Consider the following 24,591-nt stretch of genomic DNA (forward strand, 5'->3'; position numbering starts at 1 on the left):
GATGGCGGAACTGCGGCGTCTCGCCTCCGCGGTCATCCAACTCGGCTTCGCCGGCGACGATCCGCCCGGCTGGTTACAGCGGGCTCTGGCCGATGGGCTGGGCGGTGCGCTGCTGTGGAATCGGGACGGAGCGGCGGAGACGGTCGCCGCCCTGCGTTCTGAAAACCCGGGCGTCCTCGTCGCCATGTCGGAGGCCGGCGGCAGCCAGGATTGGCCGGCCAACGGGGCCCTCGGCGTACTCGATCCGGCGACGACCGGGAAGGTCGCCTCGGCGATCGGCCACGATCTGGCCGCCGCCGGCATCGCGATGAAGTACGCGCCGGTCGCGGACGTGAACTCGAACCCCTTCAACCCGATCATCGGCACACGCTCGTTCGGTTCATCGCCCGGTCCGGTCGCCTCGCACGTCGTCGCCTACGTCGAAGGCATACAGGCGACCGGTGTGGCGGCGTGCGTGAAGCATTTCCCCGGCCACGGCGACACGTCACTCGATTCCCATCTCGGCCTTCCCACTGTCGGCACCGACGCCGGTGAACTCTTCGATGGACCGTTGCGACCGTTCCGGGCCGCGGCTGAGGCAGGCGCGCGCGCCATGATGACGGCCCACATCCGGTTACCGGCGATCGATGATCTTCCCGCGACTCTGAGCCGGACCCTGCTGACCGACATACTCCGGGGCGAACTCGGCTACGACGGTCTTGTCGTCACCGACGCGCTCGAGATGGCGGCGCTGGAGCGTGCGTACGGCCTGGAGGAGTCCGCGGTGGCGGCGATCGCCGCCGGCGCGGACGCGTTGTTTCTGGGCGGCTGGCAGGATCCGGCGGCGGGCCTCACGCGCGTCCGGGACGCCCTGATCGCGGCCGTGAGCGCCGGTCGGTTGCCGGAAGAGCGGCTGGCCGAAGCCGCCGGGCGGGTGTCCGGGCTGAGCGCCTGGTGCGATCGGGCGCGGTCGACCGACGGGCACGCGACCGCTACCGGGATCGGCCGGACGGCGGCCCACGACGCCATCCGCGTCACCGGCACGATCACACCGCTGCGGACGGCCCCACACGTCATCGAACTGGCGCCTCCCTGGGGCGTGCGCGGGCTCCGGACACCGTGGGGCCTGCTCGCCGCGATGACGCGGCGGTGGGCGGGTACGACCGGCGAACGCGTGGACCGCGAGGGCCTCCAGCCGGCCGCGATCCCCGCCGATCGGCCGCTGGTCATCGTCGTACGCGATGCATACCGGCACCCGTGGGTCGGTGCGGTGTTGACCGCGACGCTCCAGGCGCGCCCGGACGCCACGGTGGTCGAGATGGGGTTGCCGGTCGGCCAGGCGCCGCGCTGCGCGGCCTACCTCACCACGTCGTCCGCCACGGCGGTCAGCAGTGAGGCGGTGGCCGACCTGCTCACGGAACCACGGCGACCTTGAGCACCCGCCGAGGCGGACCGGCATAGATCTCCTCGCCCTCGGGTGCGAGCGTGCGACTCGCCGACAGCAGATCGATCGCCTTCGGCAGATCCGACAACGGAAAGACGTGGGTGGTGAGCTCGGCCAGCCGGATCCGCCCGGCGTCGATCAGGCGCTGGGCCGTACGCATGGCGTCGGCCCGGGCCTCGTCCGTCGGCTCGGCCGAAGTGTGTATGCGCAGGCCCTTCTTCTCCCAGGCCACCATGTCGAACGTGACGTGTGTGTCGACGTGGTGGGTGCCGAGGAAGACAACCAGACCGGCCTGGCGTACCAGGCGTACGCATGCGTTCGCCGTGCCGGGTGTGCCGACCGCCTCGATGGCCACGTCAAATTCTCCGGCCAGCTCACCGGCCGGGTCGGCACCCGGCTTGTTGTGCACGATCCGGTCCGCGCCGAGCTCCGAGGACCGGGCCAGGCGCCACTCGTCCAGATCGAACACCGTCACGTCGGCCGCGCCACGAAGTTTGGCCACCTGAAGTGCCATCAGGCCGACCGGGCCCTGCCCCACGATCGCCACCCGGTCGCCCAGGCGAACACCGCGGGTCGCGTGCACCGCCAGCGGCAACAGTTGCAACGCTGACCCCTGTTCGAAGGCCACGTCGTCCGGCAGCCGGCCCACCGCGATCTCGCGGGCCAGCGCGAAATCGGCGTATCCCGAGGTCAGCGGCGTCCGGACGAACACCCGCTCGCCCGGCTGAATACGGTGCACCCCGTCGCCGACCGCCTCGACGCTGCCGGCGATCTCGTGCCCGAAGCATCCGGTGGCACAGTGGTCGCGTAGCCCGTAGTAGTGGTAGTACGCCAGATCGCTGCGGTTACAGACCGAGTTGGAGCCCACCCGGACGAGCACCTCGCCGGTCCCGGGCCGAGGCGTCTCGACGTCCTCCCTCAGCCGGAGATCCTGCCGCCCTATGAGTTCGTACCTGCGCATTCGTCTCTCCCCGTGTCGTGGTTCGTGTGCTGAGTACTCGCCCACCGCAGCCGGCCGTCGGGCCCTCCACCGATGAGCAGACCCGCGTGCCCGGTGAGGAACCGCGAGCCACCCGCCGACCCCGGCAGCTGCCGGCTGCGATGCTCCGCCGCCGGGCTACGCAGGTGCAGGCGGTCGTTCTCGTCGGCCAGGTAGAGCCGACCGTTGAGCCCGGTGACACAGGTCGCGGCCGGAACCCGATCGATCCGCTCCCATGCTCCGGGCTCCACCGGTTTGCGAAGGGGCAGACACCACAGGTCGCCGGTGGACGTGATCGCGAACAGGCTCTCGAACACCAGCGCGATGTCGGTGGTGCCGCGCGGCGCCGGACCGAGCACGCTCCACGGAGCCGGTTCGGCGACCGGATCCCGGAACCGAACCTGACCGTCGCGGCCGAGACCGTACAGGCCGTACGGGCGGCCGGCGTCGGACTCGCGGGGCACGGCGAGCGCCACGATGTGGTCGCCGTCCTGGACCGGCCGCCATCGCAGATTCTGCGGGGCGATGTCGCGGGCGACCAGGTTCCCGTCGGCGGTCGCACCGAACAGCAGGCCCTCGGCGGCGGCCAGTGCGGTCAGCCCGGCGCAGCCGCCGATCTCCTCCCACGAGCCGGGTGGCCGGCGTTCGCTCAGCCGCCGGACGACGTTGTGCGTGATCCGGTCGACCACCGGATCGGTGAGGCGGTTGCACCAGTTGACGGTGGCAGCGTTGAAGACCTGTCCCCGGCCGCGACGTAATACAACCATGGTGGCTTGGCCGCCCTGGCCCGCTTGGCGCCAGTGCCGCAGGTCGGCCGTGGCGAGCACCACGGTGGAGGGCGGCGCGCCGTCCCGTCCGGTTGCCCACGGCACGCCGTCGGCCTCGGCGAAGTCGACGGCGTCGGTCTCGTAGCCGACCGCGCCCTGCGCGAAGTGGTCACCGTCCCGGAGGCCGGTTCCCTCGAACACCCAGTGGTCGGCGAACCGGGTCGTGAACGCCGCGTCGTTCATCAACTCGAAGTTCTCCCAGCACCCGGCTCCCCGACGCCAGCTGGTGCCGAGCAGGGTGTTCTCCGGACGCCCGACCGGCGCGCTGGACCACTCGACGGTCGCCCGGGACGGGTCGGCCGCGGTCATCGGATCCTCGGTGGCGTCCCGATGACACACCAGCGTGCGCAGGTCGTCCTCGAGACGTGCCTGCCACCAGCACGTGTTGCCCGAGAAGACCGCGAAGTTGCCGCCCGCGTCGACGAACGCCTCCACGGCGTCACGCATCTCCCAGGTCCAGTACTCGTCATGCCCCGGGCTGATCAGCAAGCGGTAGTTGTCCAGGTCGACGGCGCCGGTGTGCAGGTCGATCGAGGAGCAGTAGTCGGCGGCGTACCCGTGGGCGGTGAGCCACCGGTAGAACGGCAGTTCCCAGTCGCCCGCCTCTCTGCTGCCGCCGCCCGGCCGGTCGAAGCTCACCCGCCGGGCCCGGTCCGGCTGCTCGGTCAGGTAGAGGCCCTCACCCGGTACGCCCGGGCGGTTGTACGCCTGCCAGGTCAGGAACGGCACGGTAACGAGTACCCCGCCCGGCCGCGAGGCCCGCACCACGAAGTACGCCTCGCCGCGGGCCGGGTCGGGAGTGTCGAAGGTGGCTACGTACAGCGAGCTGGGCCAGTCCAGAGGGACGTTCAGGCACCACTGCGGTCCGGTGACCGTCCGGGTCGCCAGCACCACCTCGCCGGTCGCGACGTCGGTGACCGTCACCTCGCCCGTCGGCCCCTCGCCGCCGAGCAACCGAAAAGCCACGTTCTCCCCCGGCGACACCGAGGTCGTCGAGGCGTAAACGCCGTCCACAATGGTCACTTCGATTCGCTCGGGCCGGAGAGCCGGCCGAATCCCTCGGCCGCGGTCCACGTGAGGGGCTTCAGGTGCGCGTTGAACGGACGGCCCTGCGCGTCGACCATCGCGGGACGCGGATGGGCCAGGTGCAGAAGGCGGTCGTCGTACCGCCGGACGCGGCCACCGGCCTGCATGCGGGCCAAGAAGTCGTCGTCTTCTCCGCCCCAGCCCTGGAAACGCTCGTCGAGGCCACCCAGCCGCTCGTAGAACTCCCGGCGTATCCAGAGGCAGGCCCCGGGCACGTCGCGCAGCAGCAGTGCCCGGATCTCCTCGGCCGGGACGTCGGGAAGGCCGGCGGCGCATCGGCTCCGGATGGCGCGCGAGCTGGCCGGCGCGTCCATCGCGGTCAGGATCTCGAAGGGCAGGTGCGCGTCGTACTCGCCGTCACGTAACCGGGTCACGTTACGGGCCACGAAGTCACGGTCGGGGAGGATGTCGGCGTCCAGGACGCAGATCGACGACGCCTCGGGGGCACCGTGCACCACCCCGACGTTGGCCCCCCACGATTTGTTGTAGGGCCCATCGTGGCGGGCGAAAATGTAGCGGTCGACCAACGGCTCGATCAGTTCACGCCAACGTGGTTCGCTGTCGGTCTCGACCACGACGATCGTCGGTACCAGACTCTGGTCACGCAAGGCGGCCAGACAGGCGAGCAGGTTCCGGGCGCGAGCGCCACCGGTGCGATCACGCAGCCCGATGACCACCAGCGGCTCACCGGCGGGCGCCGGGGCACGCAGCGACGACAACCCGGCCGCCTCGGCGAGCTCCACCGGCGGCGTGGCCGGCTGATACCCCAGGCCGAGGTGGTAACGGACGTAGACGTTCTCGTCGCAGCGGTCGAGGACCCGGCCGACCTCGGCGGCACGGTCGCCGTCGATCGTCAGCTCCGCGGTCAGCGCATCAATCAGCCGTGCCTCGTACCGGCCCGATTGCGGCTCGCCGGCCACCGCTCGCAGCGCGTCCGCCACGTGCGCCTTGCCGGCGGCCAATGCCTCGGCCGTCGCCGCGGCGTCCCGATAATACGTAACGCTGTGTGCCCAGAAGTCGGCCGCGGCCAGCGGCACCGCCGGATCATTAGCGAGAACGACGTACTCGACGAGTCGTTCGGCCAGTTTGCGCACGGTCTCCGGAGCTGCGGAAACACTTGTTCCGTCATACGGCATCGTCGTCCCCCGCTCTGCCGGAGCAACATGTTAACGATGATCTTCCCTGATGCGCAAGGTCATTTCATCGACGGAGGCCGACGCGCTTGGTCCGCGAAAGTCCACGTTGAACAGTCTTGACAGTGCTTGTCGCGGCGGCCTAGTGTCAGCCGCGGAACGTCGCATTGGGTATTGACCCGAATGCGTGGTGCCACCACCGGCAGAGTTTCCGGTTGCGCTGTTCAGCGGCGCCGTGGCCAGCCATCCAAATACTTCCGAGCGAACGGGGAAATCGTGTCGGTCGACCAGAATAAGCCTCTTTATCAGATCGCCCGCCCAAGCAATGGTGACGATCTACCCGTCGTCCAGCTCGACCAGGCACACGCGCCTGACAAGGTGCTCGCACACGGCGACCTGCTGCGGAAGTTCATCGAAGGCCAGGAGATCCGCCCGATCCACCTGCGGATCGGCATCATGGGCGCCTGCAACATGCGGTGCAACTTCTGCAATTTCCACTCGCCCAACGAAGAGAATTTCTACGACCTCTTCTCGTTCAAGGACTCACTTTCCACTGAGAAGAGCATCGGCCTGCTGCGAGAATTCGCCGCCGCCGACGGACGGGCCGTTACATTCTGCGGCAGCGGAGAGTGCACGATTCATCCGGGATATGCCGACATCTGTTATGCGGGGCACGACGCCGGCCTTCGCATCGGGCTTATCACGAATGGCTCCCGACTGCGGCGAAAGAAAGTCGCTGACGCAATCGTCAACACCCATACCTGGGTACGCGTCGGGCTCAACGCGGGCACCGAGGCCACCTTCAACGAGATCACACGCGATCGTGAGAACACGCTGGCGAGCTTCGTCGACACGGTCGGCGCCATCCGATCACGCGCCACCGACCCGGACTTCCGCATCGGATTCAACTACGTCATCACCATGCAGAATTACGCCGAGATCCGGGAGTCGGCACGGCTCGCCAAGGCGGCCGGAGCGCATTACGTCCGATACGAGCCCGAGTTCTACAGCGCTCTCGGGCACGAGACCATCCTCGATGTCATGAGCGAGGTGAGCGCCGCCCTCGACGAGGTATCCGAACTCGCGACCGACGAGTTCGAGGTGTCGACGCCGAAGCTGGACCGCGGTCCGATGGATCAGGTCGAGGAGGTCGAGGGTGACTTCGAGCGCTGCCACTACAGCCGCTTCGTCACCGCCATCGGCGCCGACGGCCACCTCTATCCGTGTCCCCAGGTGCATCTCAACAGCCGGTACCGCATCGGCAACGTGATCGAGGACGGATACCAGAACGTACTCGAGGGCGGTCCGCGGGCCGAATGGGAAGCAACCAACCCGCGCCGGACCGATCTGTGCAAGAGCTGCTTCTACCGTCCGCAGAACGAGCTCCTGGAACTACTGCACCGAGGCCAGATCCAGCTCGACGACGCGCTCCGCGACTACCAGGTCGAGGTCCCGCGGACGCTGCACGCCGACTTCGTCTGATGCCCGGGGACCGCGTCATCGAGACCGCCCCGGCCTCGACCACATCCGCCCGGCTCCGTGAGATAGTCGCCCGGCTCACCGCGGCGCGAACGTTCGACTTCACGGTCGTGAGCGTCGACAGCACGCTCGAGAACGGGCTGGTTCGGGAACACTACGTGTTCTCCCACGAGCGACGCCGACGAATCGACGCCGTTCTGCTGGCTCCGCCGGGCGACAAGCGTCTGGGAGCCGTACTGGTCTGCCCGGGACGCAACGCGACGCTGGGCCGGGTGACCGGTCTGGAGCCGCCCGACTATCCGGATCGCAACGTGGCCGAGCGGCTGGCCCGGGCCGGCTTCGTCACCCTGACCCTCGACTACGGAATCTCGCCCGGCGAGGAGGCTCTGCTCGGCTTGTCCGGCCGGTCGCTGATCGCCGAGCTGGCCGAGGAGGCGGCGGCGGCCGTGCGATGGCTGGCCGGGCACCGCCGGGCCGACCCCGACCGGCTCGGCGTGTTCGGCCACAGCCTCGGCGCGGCGGTCGCCCTGCACACCGCGCTCCTGCTCGACCGCCCGGTGCCGCTCTGCGCCGCGAGCCATCTCGGCAGCTACGAGGTCCTCTACGGCAGCCGGCGCACCGGACCGGAGGGCGGCGCACTCCCGGGCATCCTCCGCTACGCGGACCTCCCGCAGCTCTACGCCGCACTCGCACCCGCCCCACTGCAAGTGCAGTTCGGTCTCGACGACCCCCTCCTGGATCCCGCGGACGCCGCCGCCGCCGGCAAGACGATCGAGGCGGCGTACGACGGCACGGGCGCGCGGGCCGAGGTCCTCGCTCTGCCGATGGGTCACGGCACCGACGTCGAAGAGGCCGCGCGCTTCTTCGGGCGTTCCCTGGCCGAGCCGGCGACGAGCCGGGTCACCGTGCCGGCCGGCCGGGTGAGCTTCGACGTGGCGTCGCGTCTCGAAATCGCCGACCGGATCGACTCCTCGCTCGCCTCCGGCTCGCTGACGCTGGGCCGGTTCGGGGAGCGGCTCGAGGAGCTCGCCGAGCCCTGGACCGGTGCGACAACCGTCGCCGTCGCCTCGGGATCGGCCGCACTCGAGATCGCCTTCCGGCTCGTCGGGGTCTCCGGACGCAGCGTGCTCGTGCCCGCCAACACGTTCTTCGCCACCGCCGCCTCGGCGATCCGGGCCGGAGCCGAGGTCGACTTCATCGATATGGAGCTCGACGGCCTCGGCATGGATCCGTCGGCGTTACGGCACGCGCTGGACCGGCACGACGACGTGGCCGCGGTGGTCGTGGTGCATCTGGCCGGCGTGGTATCGCCGGCGATGGACGAGGTCCTCGCCGAGTGCGCCGCACGGGGCATCGAAGTGGTGGAGGACGCGGCCCACGCGCTGGGCTCCTCCTGGGACGGCCGGCCGGCCGGCTCGCTGGCTCGGCTGGCCGCGTTCTCGCTGTACCCGACGAAGGTCGCCACCAGCGGCGAGGGCGGCCTCGTCACGTGCGCCCGGCCGGACGACGCCGACGCCGCCCGCCGGTACCGCGACCAGGGCAAGGCGTCCTTCGAGGCCAACGTGCACGCCCTTCTGGGCAGCAACTGGCGCATGAGCGAGCTGCACGCCGCGGTCGGCATCGCGCACCTGGAACGGTTCGGGGACATCGTCCGCGAGCGGCGTGCCCTGGGCGCCCAGTACGACGATCTCCTCGCCCAGGTCCCTGGACTGCGCGTGTACCGGCCGCCGGCCGTCTCCCGCAGCAACTTCTACAAGTATGTGGCGCTGCTTGACGACGACGTCGACCGCGATTCGCTGCGGCAGCGCCTGCGGGAACGGCACGGGGTCTCGCTGTCCGGTGGGGTGTACGACACGCTCGTACCTCAGCAGCCCTACTTCGCCGGCCGGGCCGATCGAGGGTCGTATCCGAACGCCGAGTACTTCGCCGGCCGTCACATATGCCTTCCGCTGTTCAACGGGATGACCGAACAACAGCAGCTGACCGTGGTGCGCGCACTGCGTACCGAGCTTGGATGAGACAAAACCGGGGGAATCGATGAACCGCCCTGCCACGGTCACCTCGAACGGGTTACCGATCTCGTTCGACGATGCGACCACGGCGCCGCTACCCGACAGCACCGCGCTGCTCGACGACCCCGGCGCACTTCGAGCGCGGCTCGACGAGCACGGCGTGGTGTTCCTCCGCGGGGTGCTCGACGCCGAACAGGTCTGGGAACTGCGCGAGGACTACTTCGCGCGGTTTCCGCCGTCCTACCTACGGGTGGGCACCACTCCCGCCGCCGGCGTCTTCTCCGGCACGACCCCGCCGGAACTGGGAGCGCACGGCATGCCCGGCCACCCGGCGCACTCCCTCGTCCGTGACGGGCGGCTGACCCGGTTCCTGGACTCCTCGCCGCTGCACGCGCTGGCCGGCACACTCCTCGACGACAAGGCCACCATGCTGCCGCGAGTAATCCTGCGGCACTTCGACTCGTCCTCCCGGCGGTCCTCACGTGCGCACACGGACTACGCCTACATGGATCGCAGCACTAGCTCGGTGATCACCTCGTGGATACCCATCGGCGACTGCCCGGTCGAGTCCGGTGGCATCGTCTACCTCGAAGACTCCCACCTCATCGATCGCGCCCAGCTGGCGAAGCTGCGGCAAGTCACCGACCGGCCCGGAGACGATCGACCGCTCAGCCACGATCTGACCTGGGTCGGGCGCGAGCTGGGCCGGCGCTGGCTGTGGGCGAACTTCCGCGCGGGCGACGTCGTGTTCCACGGTCCGCACATCGTGCACGCCTCACTCGACACGGCGACGCCGACGATGCGCATGTCGGTCGACGTACGCTTCGTGGCCCAACATCAGCGCCCGGACGATCGCTGGCTACGCACCTGGTCAGCTGACGATGGCGCCTGACGAGCGGGCTCCCGCCCGTGCCCGGCGCGCCGTCGCCGGAACGTTCTTCCTCGTCGGCTTCGGTATCGCGACGTGGTTCACCGAGATTCTGCGGTTCAGTGACCGGCTGGCTTCCGCACCGGGAACATTGGCGTTCGCTCTGGTCGCACCAACGGTCGGCGCACTCGCCTCGATGCAGGTGGTCGGCCCGCTCACCGCACGAATCGGTAGCCGCATAGTCGTGCAGGTGGCATCGGTGCTGTTGCCGGTGGCCCTGCTCGGCGTCGCCTTCACCGACAACATCGTGCAGGCGATCGTCATGCTGGTCCTCTTCGGCGCCTTCGACGGTGCCCTCGATGTCGCCGCCAACGAGCAGGGCGTCGCGGTGGAACGCGCGCTCGGCCGGCCCGTCCTCAACAGCTTGCACGGCGCGTGGGGCGCCGGCGCCATTCTCGGCGGGGCCGTGAGCTCGGGCGTCATCGCGCTCGACGTCTCGCAGCGATGGCACTTCGCCCTCGTCGCCGCGCTGCTCGTCCCGCTCGGCTGGTTCTGCGGTCGCCGACTGCTCGAGGTCCGCGAGCCGGACCGCCGGACCGAGTCCCCGCGCGGCATCTCGTCCTGGCTCTCCGGTTGGACGACCGGGGTCCTCGTGCTGGGTGCCATCGGAGCGGCCGGGATGCTGGCCGAGGGTGCCGTCTCCAATTGGATCGGCGTATTCCTGCGCGACTACAAGGACGCCGCCGCGGCGCTGGCCGCCGCGGGCTACACGGTCTTCACCCTCACCGAGACCCTCGCCCGTTACGCCGGCGATCGGGCCACCGAACGCCTCGGTCCCGTCCGTCTCGTCTGGGCGGCCTGTTCGCTCTTCGCGGTGGGCCTGCTCGTCATTCTGCTGAGCCCGGGCCCCTGGCTGGCCATGGCCGGTCTCGTGCTGGCGGGCGTCGGTATAGCCCCGATCAATCCGCTCGCCTTCAGCGCTGTCGGTCACAGCACCGCCGACGAATCGGCCTCCGGAACCGCGATCGGCCATTACACGACTCTGAGCTACGGCGGCCTACTGGGTGGACCAGCGGTCATCGGTGCGGTGGCCGAATGGGCCGGTCTGCCGGCCGCGCTGGCTTTCACCCTGGTCGCCATCGCCATCATCGCCGTGGCCGCACCGGCCCTGGCGCGAACACCGAGCGCCGTTCGACGGCCCTGACAACGCCATCGCGCGCGGCGCCTTAAAAAGGAATGCGAGGAACGCGTGAACCGCACGGGGGAACCACATCGCTCTCACGCCGGCACGCCGGGGGAGGTTATCGGAATTGCGCTCATAGGATGCGGCTACGTCGCCGACTTCTATCTGGCAACTCTTCCCAATCACCCGGTGCTGGACATTCGAGGTTGCTATGACAGGGATGCCACGAGAGCAAACATTTTCGCCAAACACCACCAGCTCCACCGATACTCCTCCCTGGACGAGGTGCTGTCCGATCCCGACGTCGGCATCGTCGTCAACCTGACCAATCCCGCGAGCCATTACGACGTCTCCCGAAAAAGTCTGCTCGCCGGTAAGCACGTCTACAGCGAGAAGCCCCTGTCGGAAACCATGGCGCAGGCGACGGAGCTGGTGCAGATCGCTGAGGCCGCCGGCCTGCAACTGGCCTCGGCGCCGTGCTCTCAGCTCGGCGAAACGGCCCAGACCATCTGGCACGCGCTGAATTCCGACGCCATCGGCCGCCCGCGTCTGGTCTACGCGGACCTCGACGACGGTGCCATACACCTCATGCCTTATCGCTCCTGGATCAGCGGTTCCGGCGCGCCGTGGCCATATGAGGACGAGTTCGCCGTCGGCCCCGTCGTCGAACATGCCGCCTACTATCTGAATTGGCTGACGTCGTTCTTCGGCCCCGTGCGCGAGGTCTCCTCATTCGCCGCGCTGGTCGTTCCCGAGAAGTTGGGACGGTCACCCGAGCAGTCCCTGGGACCCGACTTCGCCTGCGCCTGTCTTCGCTTCTCGTCCGGTGTGGTCGCGCGTTTTACCTGCGGAACCGTCGCGCCGGAGAACCATTCCCTGCAAATCGTCGGCGAGAGCGGCGTGCTATCGGTGTCGGAATGCTGGGATTATGCGGCTCCGGTCACTCTGCGACGCCAGACCACGCAATCGACGGCCCGCCACCACTATCTCTCTGATCCGGAGATCTATCCCCCGGTACGTCCCGCGGACTACCCACATCGCTATTCCGACACTCACGACATGGATTTCGGCCGAGGAGTCGCCGACCTGGCCGAGGCTGTCCGGGGAACCGGCGCGCACCGACTCTCGGCGCGCCACAGCCTTCACGTTCTCGAGGTCGTCCTGGCAATCAACGCCTCGGTCATCCAGCCGGGCACGTTTCCGATCCACACCACGTTCGACCCGATCGAGCCGGCGCCCTGGGCCGTCGCCGAGCACGCCCGGGTTTAGGTGGCGTCGTGCACGCGGAGCCGCCGGTGTTCGTCATGCCCTACTTTCACGAGAGCCGGGAGTCTGCCCGATACCTGCGTCGCGCGCTCGACGGGCTGCTCGCACAGACCGACCCGCATTGGCATCTGGTAATTATCGACGACGGTTCACCGCCACGTGATGCCGTAGCGGCGGTACACGAGTTGCGCGGCGCGGATCAAGGTCGCATAACCGTGATCGAGCGTCCGGTCAATCAAGGCCAGGCGGTATGCCGGAACGTCGGTGTCGCCTGGGCGTCCGGGCGACGCGCGCCGTTCATCCTGTTCCATGACGCGGACGACATCTCGCATGAACAACGGCTGGAGGTCACTCGCGAGACATTTTCGTCCCGGCCGCACGTGGGATTCGTGTACTCCGGTCTTCAGGTCATCGACGAAGATGACCTCCCGGTCGGCATCGATCGGCTGACGCCGTCGGTGTCGGAGATAATTCGATCCCACGCGAAGCCGGTCGAGGGCCCGAATGCCTGGATAGCCATCGGCACCGAAAGCGGGTACACGACGCTTACGTCGACTGTGAGCGTGCGAACCGACGTTGCGGTCGCGCACCCCTTTCCGCCGGTTCGAGGGGCCGAGGACGGGCATACGTGGCTTCGGATGTCGGCCGGCGGAGCCCACTTCGCCTATCTTGACGGCATTCCCGGGCGATACCGAGTTCCGCAGGCCTCGGTCGGCTCGTCGGATCGAACCCGCATCGGCTCGTCCTACTACCTCATCAAGGCAATTGTGGACCGGGACGGCTTTGTGTCCGCCCTGCGCCTGGCGTTGGAGGCCGGCACCGTCGATGCCCTCGATGCCGCCGCCCTGCACCAACGGTTTCTCCACCGCCTGGCCTCAACTTTGCAGGCGGAAGGCCGGCACGCCTTGGCCCAGGACGTGCTCGCCGACCGGATTCCGGCAATCGATGCCGTTCTTCAGCCGTTGTCGATGACAACGGGTCCCAGCTGAATACCCCTAGCCCGATACGGACCCTCATGCTCAGTTACGTGCATCGGCCACCCAAGGCCGCCGTGGCGCGAGGCGCGCTGTCCGCCTGCTTCTTCATCAACGGCGTGGTCTTCGCGTCCTGGTACGCCCGCATCCCCGACGTCAAGCAACGCCTCGGGATGAGTAATGGTCTCCTCGGAGCCGTTCTCTTCGTAGCCGCGGGCGCGACCCTGGTCGGCCTGGTCGGAGTCGGGCAACTGGTAGACCGCTGGGGAAGTGACCGGGTCACCCGACCCGTCGTCGTCGCCGTTCCCGTAGCCCTGACAGGTCTCGGGCTCGCACCCGATGTACCTGTTCTGATAGTTGCTCTTCTGGCGATCGGGGTATCCGGAGGCTTGCTCAACGTAGGAATGAATGCGCAGGCTATCCGCATCGAACGAGAATACGGGCGTTCGATAATGACCTCGTTCCACGCTTGCTACAGCCTCGGCGGCTTGACCGGAGCCGGGCTCGGCGCATGGTGCGCCAGCAATGCGATCACCCCCGCGCTCGCCTTCAGCGTCCTGGGCTCGACGTTGGCGGTCGTCGCGGGCTTTGTTGGATCGGCCCTGCTTCCGGACGACCGGGGCGACGCCGTTGTCCAGCAGCGGCCGCGCCGGGATTGGCGCAGAGACATCAACCCCGGCGTCGTGATGCTCGGGCTCTGCGCATTCGCGTGCCTGTTCGCGGAAGGGGTGACCGCGGACTGGAGCGCGCTCTACCTCCGCACCTCCCTGGACGCCTCCGCGGAAGCCTCGGCCAGCGGATTTGTTGCGTTCTCCCTCTCGATGGCGATCGGGCGGCTCTGGGGCGACGCACTGACGCGTCGCGTTCCGGTAAAGCTCCTCGTGCGCGTCGGTGCCGTGCTCGCGGCCGCGGGTTACGGCCTCGCATTGTCGACCTCCGCATGGTTACTTGCCGTGCTGGCCATCGGAATCTTTGGCCTCGGCCTCTCCTGCATCACACCACAGATATTCCGGGCGGCGGGCAACGACTCCGAACAGGTCGGCCGGGCGCTGAGCATCGTTGCCACGCTCGGCTATGCGGGCCTACTGAGCGGGCCCGCGCTGATCGGGTCGACCTCGCAAGTGGTTGGCCTGAGGACGGCTCTGGTCCTCGTGGTGATTCTCATGCTCGCTGTCCTACCGCTGTACCGCCCCGTCCTGCGGGCGTAGCGGTTCCCACGAGGGACGCGCCGGCCCTGTCCAGCCTGCCGACGACAGCCGGAGATGGAGTTCGCCTCCGACGTCACCCGGCTCGGCGACTGCGCCGCTGTCCTCATCGATGCCGACGCCGGTCGACGCCACCAGCCGGCTCTCGGACGCCTGCCGAGCGCTCGGCGGCGTCCTCCGGCGCGACTCGCTCGTCGTCGTCGAATCCACCGTCTTCCCGGAAACGACGAGAGACGTCTGCGTGCCGATCCTGGAACGCGCGTCCGGCCTTGTGTGCGGGGCGGACTTCCTGGTGGCGTACTCCCCGGAGCGCATCAATCCGGGCGACAACCGGCAGCGTCCAGCCAACACGACGAAATTGATCGCGGGTCTGACTCCTCGATCCCTTACCGAGGCCACCGCGCTGTACGGAGGGTTCGTACGAGCCGAGTTGCGCGCCGCCCGGAGCAATTGTTCGATGCGCTCACGGGTCCGCGGGGAGACAGCGCGCCGGCCATTCATCACTCGCGAAACGGTGGGCACGGAGACACCGGCTGCTCGTGCGATCTCTTCAGGCGTGACCCGCTTCTCAGGCAAGAACCCCGGCCTCTGTCCCCAGGCTGACCGAAGTACACCCGATCGCCGCAGCGCAGCCACCCGCATACCCGGGCGCCCGCATCAGCTGGCCAGGTGTGCGCAGTCCGAAGGGGCCAGTGCGGGGACCCCGCCCCGCGTCGAATCCAACGGCCGAGGCGATGCCGGTCGACGACTCCGGGGGCGGGGTCGCCGACCGACATGATCCCCCGTTCCGCCGGCCGGCAAGTGGCTTTGTTCGCCACATCGGGGAAGCGGTGGATTACCGAGAGCCTCGCTGTGCTGCCTGACCCTGCCGGGATTCCGTTGTCCACCCGCATTCTACGGTCGAGCAGGCAGTTCTCATCGAGGAGCCCAACGTGGGCACCGTGCTGGTGCGGATCCCGGACCACGGTCAGGGGATGGTACCGATCGACGGCTTGCGGGCCGGGCTCTACGCGGCCCGGTGTTGACCGTGCAGGATCTCCTCATACAGTGCCCGCAGCCGTGCGCACTGGTCGGTGCCCTGCTTGTCAGCGAGGCGCTGCCGGTGGACCAGGCAACGGTCGAGCGCCTCGCTCGGGCGCCCCATCGCCACCAGCGCCCGGACCATCATGACCGTCAGGTCTTCCATGAGCGGATACTCGTCGGCCAGCTCGGTAATCGGGTTGAGCACCACCGTCGGGTTGTTGACCTGTAGCTCCGCGTCCGCCCATGCGACCACGGTCTCGAGGTGTTCGATGGTGAGACGGTCACGAGTACGGTCAGCCCAGTCGCCGCCGATACCGGCGAAGGTCTCACCGCGCCAGAGCGCGAACGCCTCCCGCAACAGCGTGACGCGCTGCTCCACATCGAGTCCTTGGTCGCGGGCCTCGTGCGCCAGCCGGCGGGCCCGGTGAAGGTCGATGTTCTCGGGATCAACCGTCAGCCGGTACCCGCCGTACATATTGACGATCCGCACGGAGCCTCCGTCATCCTCGGCCACCTGACGCAGAACCCGACGGATCTTGCTGACGTGGCTGGCGAGCACCTTGCTGGCCCGGTCCGGCGCCTGCTCACCCCACACGCGGGCGATCAACGTTGCCGACGACACGACGCGGTCAGCATCGATCAACAACGAGGCCAAGATGGCGCGGCGCCGCGGTTCGCCCGCCTCGACGACCCGATGATCTACGTGAATCTCCAGCGGTCCCAACAGATTGAAGGTGATCATCTTGATTTATCCCCCCGTGCCTAATGAAGACCATTCTTACAGGGCCATTGCGTGTTGATCAAGGGGCCCCTGAACTGGGAATTCACTGGATGAAGACCACCGCAGGCGCGCTTGAGGCGGGTGACGCCCGATAGGTGATCATGGATTTTTGACGCTCCCCGACACCTCAAGAACCTGACTGATCAGAGAAGATGAGGACACGAGCACGACTCTGAGGCGATCTTCTGGCGTGGACAACCGAAAAGATCACCAAGTGTCGTGCTCGCCTCCGCAACTCCCGACTCTTCGGCCCGGCCAAACCGGATCGAGCTACCTCAAGTCGGAACAACGCCGCGGCCCCATCTCGGAAGTAGGCCGGTCATTGTGGGCCGGGACCCCGGTCGGTGCCGTACCCGTCGGGCAGCCGACGCCGATGCAGCCGACGCCGATGCAGCCGACGAGCTGGGAACACAAGCATTCCACAACCATTTCGCAGCATCGAACGGTTAGCGTTTGCGCGCGTCCGAGGGCTGGAGGCCTGCCTCGTGGACCAGTTCCGGAGCGTGCGCCGACGGCGGTGGTCGACAGGGCGAGCGGGTGTGATGATCCAATCGAGGATTCGGACATTGCTGTAACGGTGGACGTCGTCGATGTGATATCCGGAGTCGAGACGATCGCGAGGTCTAATACGTGCGGATCTATGTCGCTGCCGATTTCACGGCCGGCCCGCTTCAGGAGCTTCTCGAATATGCGATGGCAACCGCTGGTTTGCCGGTCGAGGTCGCGTTCGCGCCCTACGGGGAGGTGTTCCAGTCGCTGCTCGATCCGGGCGGTGCTCTGCGGCGCAACAGCGACGGCGGCAACGTGGTCCTGCTGCGCCCCGACGTCTGGGCGGCCGCGCCGGACATCGCGGACGACCTGGTCCGGGCCGTCGTCGACAGTGCCGGGGCGACCGGCGTTCCGCATCTGGTGGTGGTGTGCCCGGGCGCCGAGGAAGGCCCGGCCGCGGCGTTCGAGCGGCAGCTCGCCGATGGTCTCGCCGATGACGCCCGGATTCGCGTGGTAACAGCGGGCGAATTGCTCGGGCGGTACCCGGTGGCGAGTGTCCACGACCCTTACACGGCGGCGACGGCGGACGTGCCGTACACACCGGAGTTCTTCGCGGCGCTGGCCATCGACGTTACCCGCGCGGTGTATGCCTGGCGGGTGCCTCGGCCGAAGGTCATCGTCGTCGACGCCGATCACACACTGTGGAACGGCGCGGTAGGAGAGGACGGCCCGTCGGGAGTCCGCGTCGGGCCGGAGCACCGGGAGATCCAGCGCCTGTTGCTGGCGCAGCGCGACGCAGGCCGGTTGTTGTGCATCGCCAGTCGCAACGCCGAGGCCGACGTGCTCCAGGTGCTGGCCGAGCATCCCGACATGGTCCTGCGCCCGGAGCATCTGACGGCGTGGCGGATCAACTGGGCGCCCAAGCCGGCCAATCTGGCCGAGCTCGCGGCCGAACTCGACGTCGGCCTCGACACGTTCGTGTTCATCGACGACAACCCGGTCGAGGTGGCCGCGGTCCGGGCCGCCCTGCCCCAGGTGGTGACGCCGGCGGTGCCCGACGCCATGCTGGCGTACCTGCAGCACTGCTGGCCGCTCGACCACCCACGGGTCACCGAGGACGACCGCATGCGGGCCGAGCGCTACCGGCAGGCGCGCGAGCGCGAGACCGCCCGCTCGGCCGCCCCGTCGCTCACCGACTTCCTCGCCACGCTGGACCTCGTCGTCGACGTCGCGCCGATGTGTGACGCCGACCTCGCCCGGGTCGCGCAGCTGACCCAGCGGATCAATCAGTTCACTCTGACCGGCACCCGCCGGACCGCGTCCGAGCTGGCCGCCCGGCCGCCGGAGACGGAGTGCCTGGTCGTACGGGCCCGCGACAGGTTCGGCGACTACGGCACCGTGGGGTGCGCTCTGGCCACGGTGGACGGTGCGCGGTTGCGGGTGGATGGGCTGCTGCTCAGTTGCCGGGTGCTCGGCCGTGGGGTCGAGCACCGGGTGCTCAACGCCCTGGGCGACCGGGCCGCCGGGCACGGTGTCGACCTCGTGTCGCTGGCGTACCGGCCGACGCCACGCAACGAGCCGGCGGCGACGTTCCTGCGGGGTCTCCCGGCCGGTGAACGCGCCGGCGACGACGGGGCCACCTGGTTCGAGCTGAACACACAGGTGGCGCGGACCGTGACGTACGAGCCGGCGGCGGCCGCGCCCGCGACCCCGGCGGCGCGGGTCGAACCGGCCGCGGGCACCGTCGACAACGACGTCGTCGACCGGATCGCCAGCACCCTGGCCGGCGCGGCACAACTCCTCGCGGCCGTCGCCGCCGACCGGTCGGCCGCTACCGGCGCCTGGCAGGTCGACGGCACGCCGACCGAGACCGCGGTCGCCGCGATCTGGGCGGAACTGCTGGAGTTCCCCCCGCGCTCGGTCCAGGACGATTTCTACGAACTCGGTGGCCACTCGTTGCTGGCTGTGCAGTTCGCGGGGCGGGTCCGCGAGGAGTTCGGCGTCGAGTTGCCGGTCGATGTGCTGTTCACCGATCGGTTCACGATTGCCGACATGGCCCGCAACATCGACGAGCAGCCGGCCGCGCCGGTCGGCGACGACGCGCTGCTCGGCCTGCTCGACGAACTCGACGGCCTGTCCGACGACGAGGTACGCCGGCGGCTGGACGCGGGGCGGTAGCCGGTGGCGACGTTTCTGCTGACCGCCGATGGCACCCACGGGGATGTGTGGCCGTTCATCCGGTTGGCCGAGGGGCTCGGCCGGCGAGGGCACGAGGCGGTGCTGTTCAGCCACCAGGCCTATGCGGACACGGCCGCCCGGGCCGGGGTCCGGCTGGTCGCCACCGACACCGCCGAGGAGTACGAGCGGCTGCTCGACGACCACCGCGATGTCCTGCTCAACGTCCTGACCAGTGTCGATCGGGTCGTCGACTTCTACCACCGCAACGGCATCTTCGACCAGATCCGTGCTGAGTACGAGGCGATGGCGGAGCTGGCCCGCACCCGCCCGGCCGGCGAGGTCGTCCTCGTCGGCCGGCACATGTCCCGCCTGTCGGTGCTGCTGGGTCGCGAGGCACTGGGCGTACCGGCGGCGTGGGTCTGCGGGTACCCGCAACAGCACATGGGCGCGTCCCTCACGCAGCGGCTGTACCCGCGCGGGCTCGCCGACCCGATGAACGCGTTGCGGGGCCGGCTCGGCCTGCCGCCGGTGACCGACTGGGGTACCTGGCTGTCGGGTGTGGACGGCTGCGTGTGCCTGTGGCCGGACTGGTTCGACACCGCGGGCGATCCCGCGCCGGCCGGCGCGACCCGGGCCGGGTTCCTGCTCAACGACGCCGCCGAGACCGGCCCGCTACCGGCCGCCGCAGCAGCCCTCGTAGCGCCGTCGCAACCACGACCGATCCTCGTGACCGCTGGATCCGGGCGGATGCTGCACCGGGACTGGTACGCGACAGCGGTGGCCGCTGTGGCCGAGATCGGCCGGCCGGGCATCGTCGTCTGCAAGTACCGCGACCTGTTACCGGAGCGGCTACCGCCAGGGCTGCACTGGTTCCCAGCGCTGCCGTTCGCGACCCTCGTGCCCAAGGTGGCCGCGGTACTGCACCATGGCGGGATCCTGACCAGCGCCCGGGCGATCCGCTCCGGCACCCCCCAGGTCGTACTGGCCCACGGCGTGGACCGGCCCGACAACGCCCGCCGATTGCGCCGCCTGGGCCTCGCCGAATGGCTACCGGCCGCCCGCTGGACCACCGCGGACGTCGCCGCACTGCTCCGCAGCGTCCTCGCCGAACCCGCCTACCGCCGGCGTGCCATCGACCTCGCCCCGGGCACCGACAGCGACGCGGCACTCGACACAGCGTGCCAGGCACTGGAGACACTGCTCGGCCGGACCCCGACGGCACCGGCACCCACGCGGGCGCCGGCCACGCGAACGGCGACCGACCTCTCCCCCGAGCGCGCCGCCCTGCTACGGCGCTGGCTCGACCAACGATCCACGCGGCGACGCGGCAACCACGCTGAGGCCGCCGTGTCCGACGACGAGGTACGCCGGCGGCTGGACGCAGGGCGGTAGCCGGTGGCGACGTTTCTGCTGACCACCGATGGCACCCACGGGGACGTGTGGCCGTTCATCCGGTTGGCCGAGGGGCTCGGCCGGCGAGGGCACGAGGCGGTGCTGTTCAGCCACCAGGCCTATGCGGACACGGCCGCCCGGGCCGGGGTCCGGCTGGTCGCCACCGACACCGCCGAGGAGTACGAGCGGCTGCTCGACGACCACCGCGCGTTTTGGGTCAACGTCCTGACCAGTGTCGATCGGGTCGTCGACTTCTACCACCGCAACGGCATCTTCGACCAGATCCGTGCTGAGTACGAGGCGATGGCGGAGCTGGCCCGCACCCGCCCGGCCGGCGAGGTCGTCCTCGTCGGCCGGCACATGTCCCGCCTGTCGGTGCTGCTGGGTCGCGAAGTGTTGGGCATGCCGGCGGCGTGGGTCTGCGTGACGCCGACGCAGCACATGGGCGTGCCGCTGACGCAGCGGCTGTATACGCGCGGGCTCGCCGAGCCGACTAACGCGATGCGGGACCGGCTCGGCCTGCCGCCGGTGACCGACTGGGGTACCTGGCTGTCGGGTGTGGACGGCTGCGTGTGCCTGTGGCCGGACTGGTTCGACACCGCCGGTGATCCCGCGCCGGCCGGCGCCAGCCGGGCCGGGTTCCTGCTCAACGACGCCGCCGAGACCGGCCCCCTGCCGGCCGCCGCAGCAGCCCTCGTAGCGCCGTCGCAACCACGATCGATCCTCGTGACCGGCGGATCGGGACGCATGCTGCACCGCGACTGGTACACGACAGCGGTGACTGCCGTCGCCGAGATCGGCCGGCCGGGCATCGTCGTGTGCAAATACCGTGACCTGCTTCCCGAGCGGCTACCGCCAGGGCTGCACTGGTTTCCGGCACTGCCGTTCGCGACCCTCATGCCCAAGGTGGCCGCGGTACTGCACCACGGCGGGATCCTCACCAGCGCCCGGGCGATCCGCTCCGGCACCCCCCAGGTCGTACTGGCCCACGGCGTGGACCGGCCCGACAACGCCCGCCGATTGCACCGCCTGGGCCTCGCCGAATGGCTACCGGCCGCACGCTGGACCACCGCGGACGTCGCCGCACTGCTCCGCCTCGTCCTCGCCGAACCCGCCTACCGCCGGCGTGCCATCGACCTCGCGCCGGGCGTCGGCAGCGACGCGGCACTCGACACAGCGTGCCAGGCACTGGAGACACTGCTCGGCCGCACCCCGACGCCGCCGACACCCGCGCGGGCGCCGGCGACGCGGACAGCGGCCGACCTCTCCCCCGAGCGCGCCGCCCTCCTACGGCGCTGGCTCGACCAACCGTCCACGCCGGCGAAGCAGGACCCTCGCTGAGGCACCGTTCGTACGGCCACACCGGCTGTCATGCGACGGCGGTGTGGTCACCGGGCCACCCTCGCCAGTGGCCGGGCGTCGCCACCGTCGCCCGCCCCAGCGAGATGGGCGCGGACCGCGGCGCCGACCTCGGCGGTACCGTGGCTCCCGCCGAGATCGGGCGTGCAGACACCGGCTGCCACGGTCGCCCGCACCGCGGCGCCGATGGCCTCCGCCTCGGCCGGGTGGCCCAGCCGCTCGGCGAGCAGCGACGCCGTGAGGATCGCCGCGAGAGGGTTGGCCACCCCCCGGCCCACGATGTCCGGGGCGCTGCCGTGCACCGGCTCGTACACTCCGAACCCGGTGTCGGGGTTGAAGTTCACGGAGGCCGCCGTGCCGAGACCGCCCGCGATTTCCGCGGCGATGTCGCTGAGGATGTCGCCGTAGGAGTTGTTGCAGACGATCACGTCGAAGCGGGTCGGCTGGGAGACCAGCTTCATCGCCGCGGCGTCGACGTACAGGTGGCTGGTGGGTACGTCGGGATGGCGCCGCTGCGCCTCGGCGAAGCAGCGCTGCCATAGGGCGCCCCCGTAACGGACCGCGTTGGACTTGTCCACGAGGCAGACGTCGCGGCGGGCGATCCGGAAGGCGAAATCCATCGCCCGGGAGACACCCAGGTACGTGTTGACCTCGGCGTCGATGGCGATCTCGGCACTGGTGGACGGCCGCAGCTGGCCGCCGATCCCGGCGTAGAGGCCCTCGGTGTTCTCCCGGATGATGACACAGTCGATGGCGCGTTCGGCCTCGTCGCGCAGCGGGCTGAGCCGGTCGTGCAGCAGCCGGGCCGGGCGCAGGTTGATGTACAGCTCCAGATCGAACCGCAAGCGCAGCAGCACGCTGCGCGCGTAGTCCTGGGTGGTGACGCGCGGATCGCCGACGGCACCGAGCAGCGTCGCGGAGCTGGAGCGGATCCGCTCGAAGTCCGCGTCCGACATCGCGACGCCGGTGCGCAGCCAGGTGTCGGCGTTGATGTGGTCGAGCGTGTCGAAGGTCAGGCCGAGATCGACCGCGCGCAGCGTCTCGACGGCTTCGGCGATCACCTCGGGGCCGACCCCGTCGCCGGGTACCACGGTGATGGTTGTCATGGCGTACTCCTCGGGACCGGTGGTGGCCCCACCAGCGCGCGGGCCGCGGCGTCGAGCGTTTCCATCGGCCGGTTGAACGCCATCCGGACGTAGGCGCGGCCCCGGGCCCGGTCGGCGAAGAACCCGCCACCGGGGACGAGCAGGACGTTGCGCTCGGCCAGCAGGCAACGAACGTAGGTGGTGCTGTCCTCGCTGGTCACGCCGGAGATGTCGGCGAGCAGGAAACAGCCGCCGTCGGCCGGCCGGAACGTGAGGCCCATGTCGTGCAGGATGCGCTGGGCGACGTTTCGACGCTCCGCCAGGCCGGGCGCCGGCCGCCACCAGGGTGCGCCGGGCAACCCCACCGCGCCGGCGGCCCGCTGCAACGGGGCGCCGGTGCCGTTGGTGGTCGTCTCGTGTACCCGGCGCAGCACCGCGGTACGGGCCGGATCGGCGCGCAGGTAGCCCAACCGCCAGCCGCTGACGGCGGCGCCCTTGGACAGCGAGCCGATCACGATGCTGTACGGGTCGAGCGCCTCGACGTCGGCGACCGACACATGGGTACGGTCGTCGAACAGCAGCCCGGAGTACACCTCGTCGGAGATGACCGTGACGCCCCAGCGGCTGCACAGGGTGGCGATCTCGTCGAGCTCGGCCCGGTCGAGGACCCGGCCCGTCGGGTTGGCGGGCGTGTTGACCATGATGGCCTTGGTACGGGGCCCGAACGCGGCAGCGAGGTCCGCCGGATCCCAGGTCCAGTCGGGTGGCCGCAACGCCACGACCCGGGTTACCCCGCCGGCCAGCGCGATCGCCGAGAGGAAGTTCTCGTAGAACGGCTCCAGCACGATCACCTCGTCCCCCGGGTCGATGCTGGTCAGCAGCGCCACACACAGCGCCTCGGTACCGCCGACGGTCACGGTGATCTGCGTGTCCGGGTCGGTGGGAGCGGCGAACGTGGCCGCGATGTGCCGGCGCAGCGCGGCGTCGCCCGCCGGGATCTCGTACTGGTTGTGACCGGCCCGCAGCGCCTCGACCGCGGCGTCCAGCAGCGGCGGCGGCGTGCAGGGATATCCGGGTGAGCCCACCGCGAGGTCGATCGCGTCGCGCTCGCGCGCCAGCAGGAACAGCTCGATGAGGCTACTGGTGGACAGTCCCCGGGCCCGCTTCGACATGGTCGCCGCCGCGGGCCCGGCGTCCACGATGTTCACGGCGTCGCCCCGAGGGACCGGCCCAGGCGCCGATCGACGCAACCCCGGCTGAGGCCGGGTAGCCAGGGTGGCCGGCTCCGCTCGTAGCCGGCGATAGCATCGACGTGACGCAACGTGACGTCGATGTCGTCCAGACCCTCCAGCAACAGCCAGCGCGCGTTCTCGTCGACGGGGAACCGATGCCGCTCGTCGCCGGCGCGGACCTCGGTGTCGACGAGGTCCACGGTGATCTCGAAGGTCGGGTCGGCGGTCGCCTCGGCGGCCAGCGAGGCCACGACCGGTGCCGGCAGCTGGACCGCCATCACGCCGTTCTTCCAGGCATTGCGCAGGAAGATGTCACCGAAGCTGCTGGCGACGACGACGCGCAGACCCCAGTCGCGCAGGGCCCAGACGGCATGCTCGCGGGAGCTTCCGGTGCCGAAGTTCGCGGCCGCCACGAGAACCGTGGCACCGGCAGTCGCCGCCTGGTTGAGGACGAAGTCCGGGTCCTTGCGCCAGTGCGCGAACAGGGCGTCGGCGTACCCCTCCTTGGTCAGCCGCTTGCAGAACTCGGCCGGGATGATCTGGTCGGTGTCGATGTCGTCGCGGGGCAGGACGGCGCACCGTCCAGTGTGATGTTTGAGTGACTGCATGGCCTCCCC

Annotated in this window: 18 protein-coding genes and 2 pseudogenes; 12 read left to right on the top strand and 8 right to left on the bottom strand. The window is 69.6% G+C overall.

All coding sequences use genetic code 11. The features are described 5' to 3' along the window. Position 1: 1 nt before the first annotated feature. Positions 2-1,414 (top strand): glycoside hydrolase family 3 N-terminal domain-containing protein, encoded by a 1,413-nt coding sequence (locus tag ACIA5C_RS47345; protein ID WP_396067725.1) that lies wholly within the window; start codon positions 2-4, stop codon positions 1,412-1,414. On the opposite strand, the gene ACIA5C_RS47350 is transcribed toward ACIA5C_RS47345, so the two are convergent. The 3 genes from ACIA5C_RS47350 to ACIA5C_RS47360 are packed head-to-tail and all read right to left on the bottom strand — an operon-like array spanning position 1,392 to position 5,409. After that, on the bottom strand, positions 1,392-2,384 hold the full coding sequence (locus ACIA5C_RS47350; RefSeq protein ID WP_396067727.1) for a zinc-binding dehydrogenase: 993 nt from the start codon (positions 2,382-2,384) through the stop codon (positions 1,392-1,394). The two genes, ACIA5C_RS47345 and ACIA5C_RS47350, sit on opposite strands and share 23 nt — an antisense overlap. Then, entirely contained in the window at positions 2,363-4,252 is a 1,890-nt protein-coding gene (locus tag ACIA5C_RS47355) for a N,N-dimethylformamidase beta subunit family domain-containing protein (protein ID WP_396067729.1), read from the bottom strand. Before ACIA5C_RS47355 ends, ACIA5C_RS47350 begins: the two co-directional genes overlap by 22 nt. Continuing rightward, entirely contained in the window at positions 4,249-5,409 is a 1,161-nt protein-coding gene (locus ACIA5C_RS47360; protein ID WP_396067731.1) for a galactosyltransferase-related protein, read from the bottom strand. The genes ACIA5C_RS47355 and ACIA5C_RS47360 overlap by 4 nt, the downstream gene beginning before the upstream one ends. A 168-nt stretch (positions 5,410-5,577) precedes the next feature. Between ACIA5C_RS47360 and ACIA5C_RS47365 the strand changes: the two genes are divergently transcribed. The 8 genes and pseudogenes from ACIA5C_RS47365 to ACIA5C_RS47400 form a co-directional block, all read left to right on the top strand. Continuing rightward, positions 5,578-6,930, top strand: a complete 1,353-nt coding sequence (locus ACIA5C_RS47365; RefSeq protein ID WP_396067733.1) for a radical SAM/SPASM domain-containing protein — start codon at positions 5,578-5,580, stop codon at positions 6,928-6,930. Beyond that, positions 6,930-8,945, top strand: coding sequence for a DegT/DnrJ/EryC1/StrS family aminotransferase (locus tag ACIA5C_RS47370; RefSeq protein WP_396067735.1), 2,016 nt, complete (start codon positions 6,930-6,932; stop codon positions 8,943-8,945). Before ACIA5C_RS47365 ends, ACIA5C_RS47370 begins: the two co-directional genes overlap by 1 nt. A gap of 19 nt (positions 8,946-8,964) precedes the next feature. After that, a complete protein-coding gene (locus ACIA5C_RS47375; protein WP_396067737.1) occupies positions 8,965-9,831 on the top strand; it encodes a phytanoyl-CoA dioxygenase family protein in 867 nt (288 codons plus the stop codon). Continuing rightward, complete coding sequence (locus ACIA5C_RS47380; RefSeq protein ID WP_396067739.1) at positions 9,821-11,011, top strand: MFS transporter; 1,191 nt, start codon at positions 9,821-9,823, stop codon at positions 11,009-11,011. The genes ACIA5C_RS47375 and ACIA5C_RS47380 overlap by 11 nt, the downstream gene beginning before the upstream one ends. 45 nt (positions 11,012-11,056) lie before the next feature. Continuing rightward, entirely contained in the window at positions 11,057-12,259 is a 1,203-nt protein-coding gene (locus ACIA5C_RS47385; RefSeq protein ID WP_396067741.1) for a Gfo/Idh/MocA family protein, read from the top strand. An 8-nt stretch (positions 12,260-12,267) separates the two neighbouring features. Beyond that, entirely contained in the window at positions 12,268-13,245 is a 978-nt protein-coding gene (locus tag ACIA5C_RS47390) for a glycosyltransferase family 2 protein (RefSeq protein ID WP_396067743.1), read from the top strand. Positions 13,246-13,271: 26 nt separating this feature from the next. Further along, positions 13,272-14,438 carry an MFS transporter gene (locus ACIA5C_RS47395; protein WP_396067745.1) on the top strand — a complete coding sequence of 389 codons (1,167 nt, stop codon included), beginning with the start codon at positions 13,272-13,274 and terminating at the stop codon, positions 14,436-14,438. A gap of 109 nt (positions 14,439-14,547) precedes the next feature. Beyond that, positions 14,548-14,814: pseudogene (locus ACIA5C_RS47400) on the top strand (hypothetical protein); the annotation flags it as partial. Positions 14,815-14,879: 65 nt separating this feature from the next. On the opposite strand, the pseudogene ACIA5C_RS47405 reads toward ACIA5C_RS47400, so the two are convergent. Next, positions 14,880-15,077 (bottom strand): annotated as a pseudogene (locus ACIA5C_RS47405) (LacI family DNA-binding transcriptional regulator); the annotation flags it as partial. Positions 15,078-15,441: 364 nt separating this feature from the next. Next, positions 15,442-16,200, bottom strand: a complete 759-nt coding sequence (locus tag ACIA5C_RS47410) for a BTAD domain-containing putative transcriptional regulator (RefSeq protein WP_396067747.1) — start codon at positions 16,198-16,200, stop codon at positions 15,442-15,444. A gap of 669 nt (positions 16,201-16,869) precedes the next feature. Here ACIA5C_RS47410 and ACIA5C_RS47415 point away from each other — a divergent pair. From ACIA5C_RS47415 to ACIA5C_RS47425, 3 genes are read left to right on the top strand one after another with little or no spacing between them, the layout of a single operon-like run. Then, complete coding sequence (locus ACIA5C_RS47415; RefSeq protein ID WP_396067749.1) at positions 16,870-18,906, top strand: HAD-IIIC family phosphatase; 2,037 nt, start codon at positions 16,870-16,872, stop codon at positions 18,904-18,906. 3 nt (positions 18,907-18,909) lie between these two features. Continuing rightward, the gene (locus tag ACIA5C_RS47420; protein WP_396067751.1) at positions 18,910-20,298 is read left to right on the top strand and encodes a glycosyltransferase; all 1,389 of its coding nucleotides are present in this window, start codon (positions 18,910-18,912) and stop codon (positions 20,296-20,298) included. Positions 20,299-20,301: 3 nt separating this feature from the next. After that, a complete protein-coding gene (locus ACIA5C_RS47425) occupies positions 20,302-21,639 on the top strand; it encodes a glycosyltransferase (RefSeq protein WP_396067753.1) in 1,338 nt (445 codons plus the stop codon). Positions 21,640-21,686: 47 nt separating this feature from the next. Here ACIA5C_RS47425 and ACIA5C_RS47430 read toward each other — a convergent pair whose 3' ends face one another. From ACIA5C_RS47430 to leuD, 3 genes are read right to left on the bottom strand one after another with little or no spacing between them, the layout of a single operon-like run. Further along, the gene (locus ACIA5C_RS47430) at positions 21,687-22,763 is read right to left on the bottom strand and encodes an isocitrate/isopropylmalate dehydrogenase family protein (RefSeq protein WP_396067755.1); all 1,077 of its coding nucleotides are present in this window, start codon (positions 22,761-22,763) and stop codon (positions 21,687-21,689) included. After that, positions 22,760-23,950 (bottom strand): pyridoxal phosphate-dependent aminotransferase, encoded by a 1,191-nt coding sequence (locus tag ACIA5C_RS47435; RefSeq protein WP_396067757.1) that lies wholly within the window; start codon positions 23,948-23,950, stop codon positions 22,760-22,762. The genes ACIA5C_RS47430 and ACIA5C_RS47435 overlap by 4 nt, the downstream gene beginning before the upstream one ends. Continuing rightward, entirely contained in the window at positions 23,947-24,582 is a 636-nt protein-coding gene (gene leuD, locus ACIA5C_RS47440) for a 3-isopropylmalate dehydratase small subunit (protein ID WP_396067759.1), read from the bottom strand. Before leuD ends, ACIA5C_RS47435 begins: the two co-directional genes overlap by 4 nt. Positions 24,583-24,591: the final 9 nt, after the last annotated feature.

Source organism: Actinoplanes sp. NPDC051343, assembly GCF_044455125.1.
Lineage (GTDB): Bacteria > Actinomycetota > Actinomycetes > Mycobacteriales > Micromonosporaceae > Actinoplanes.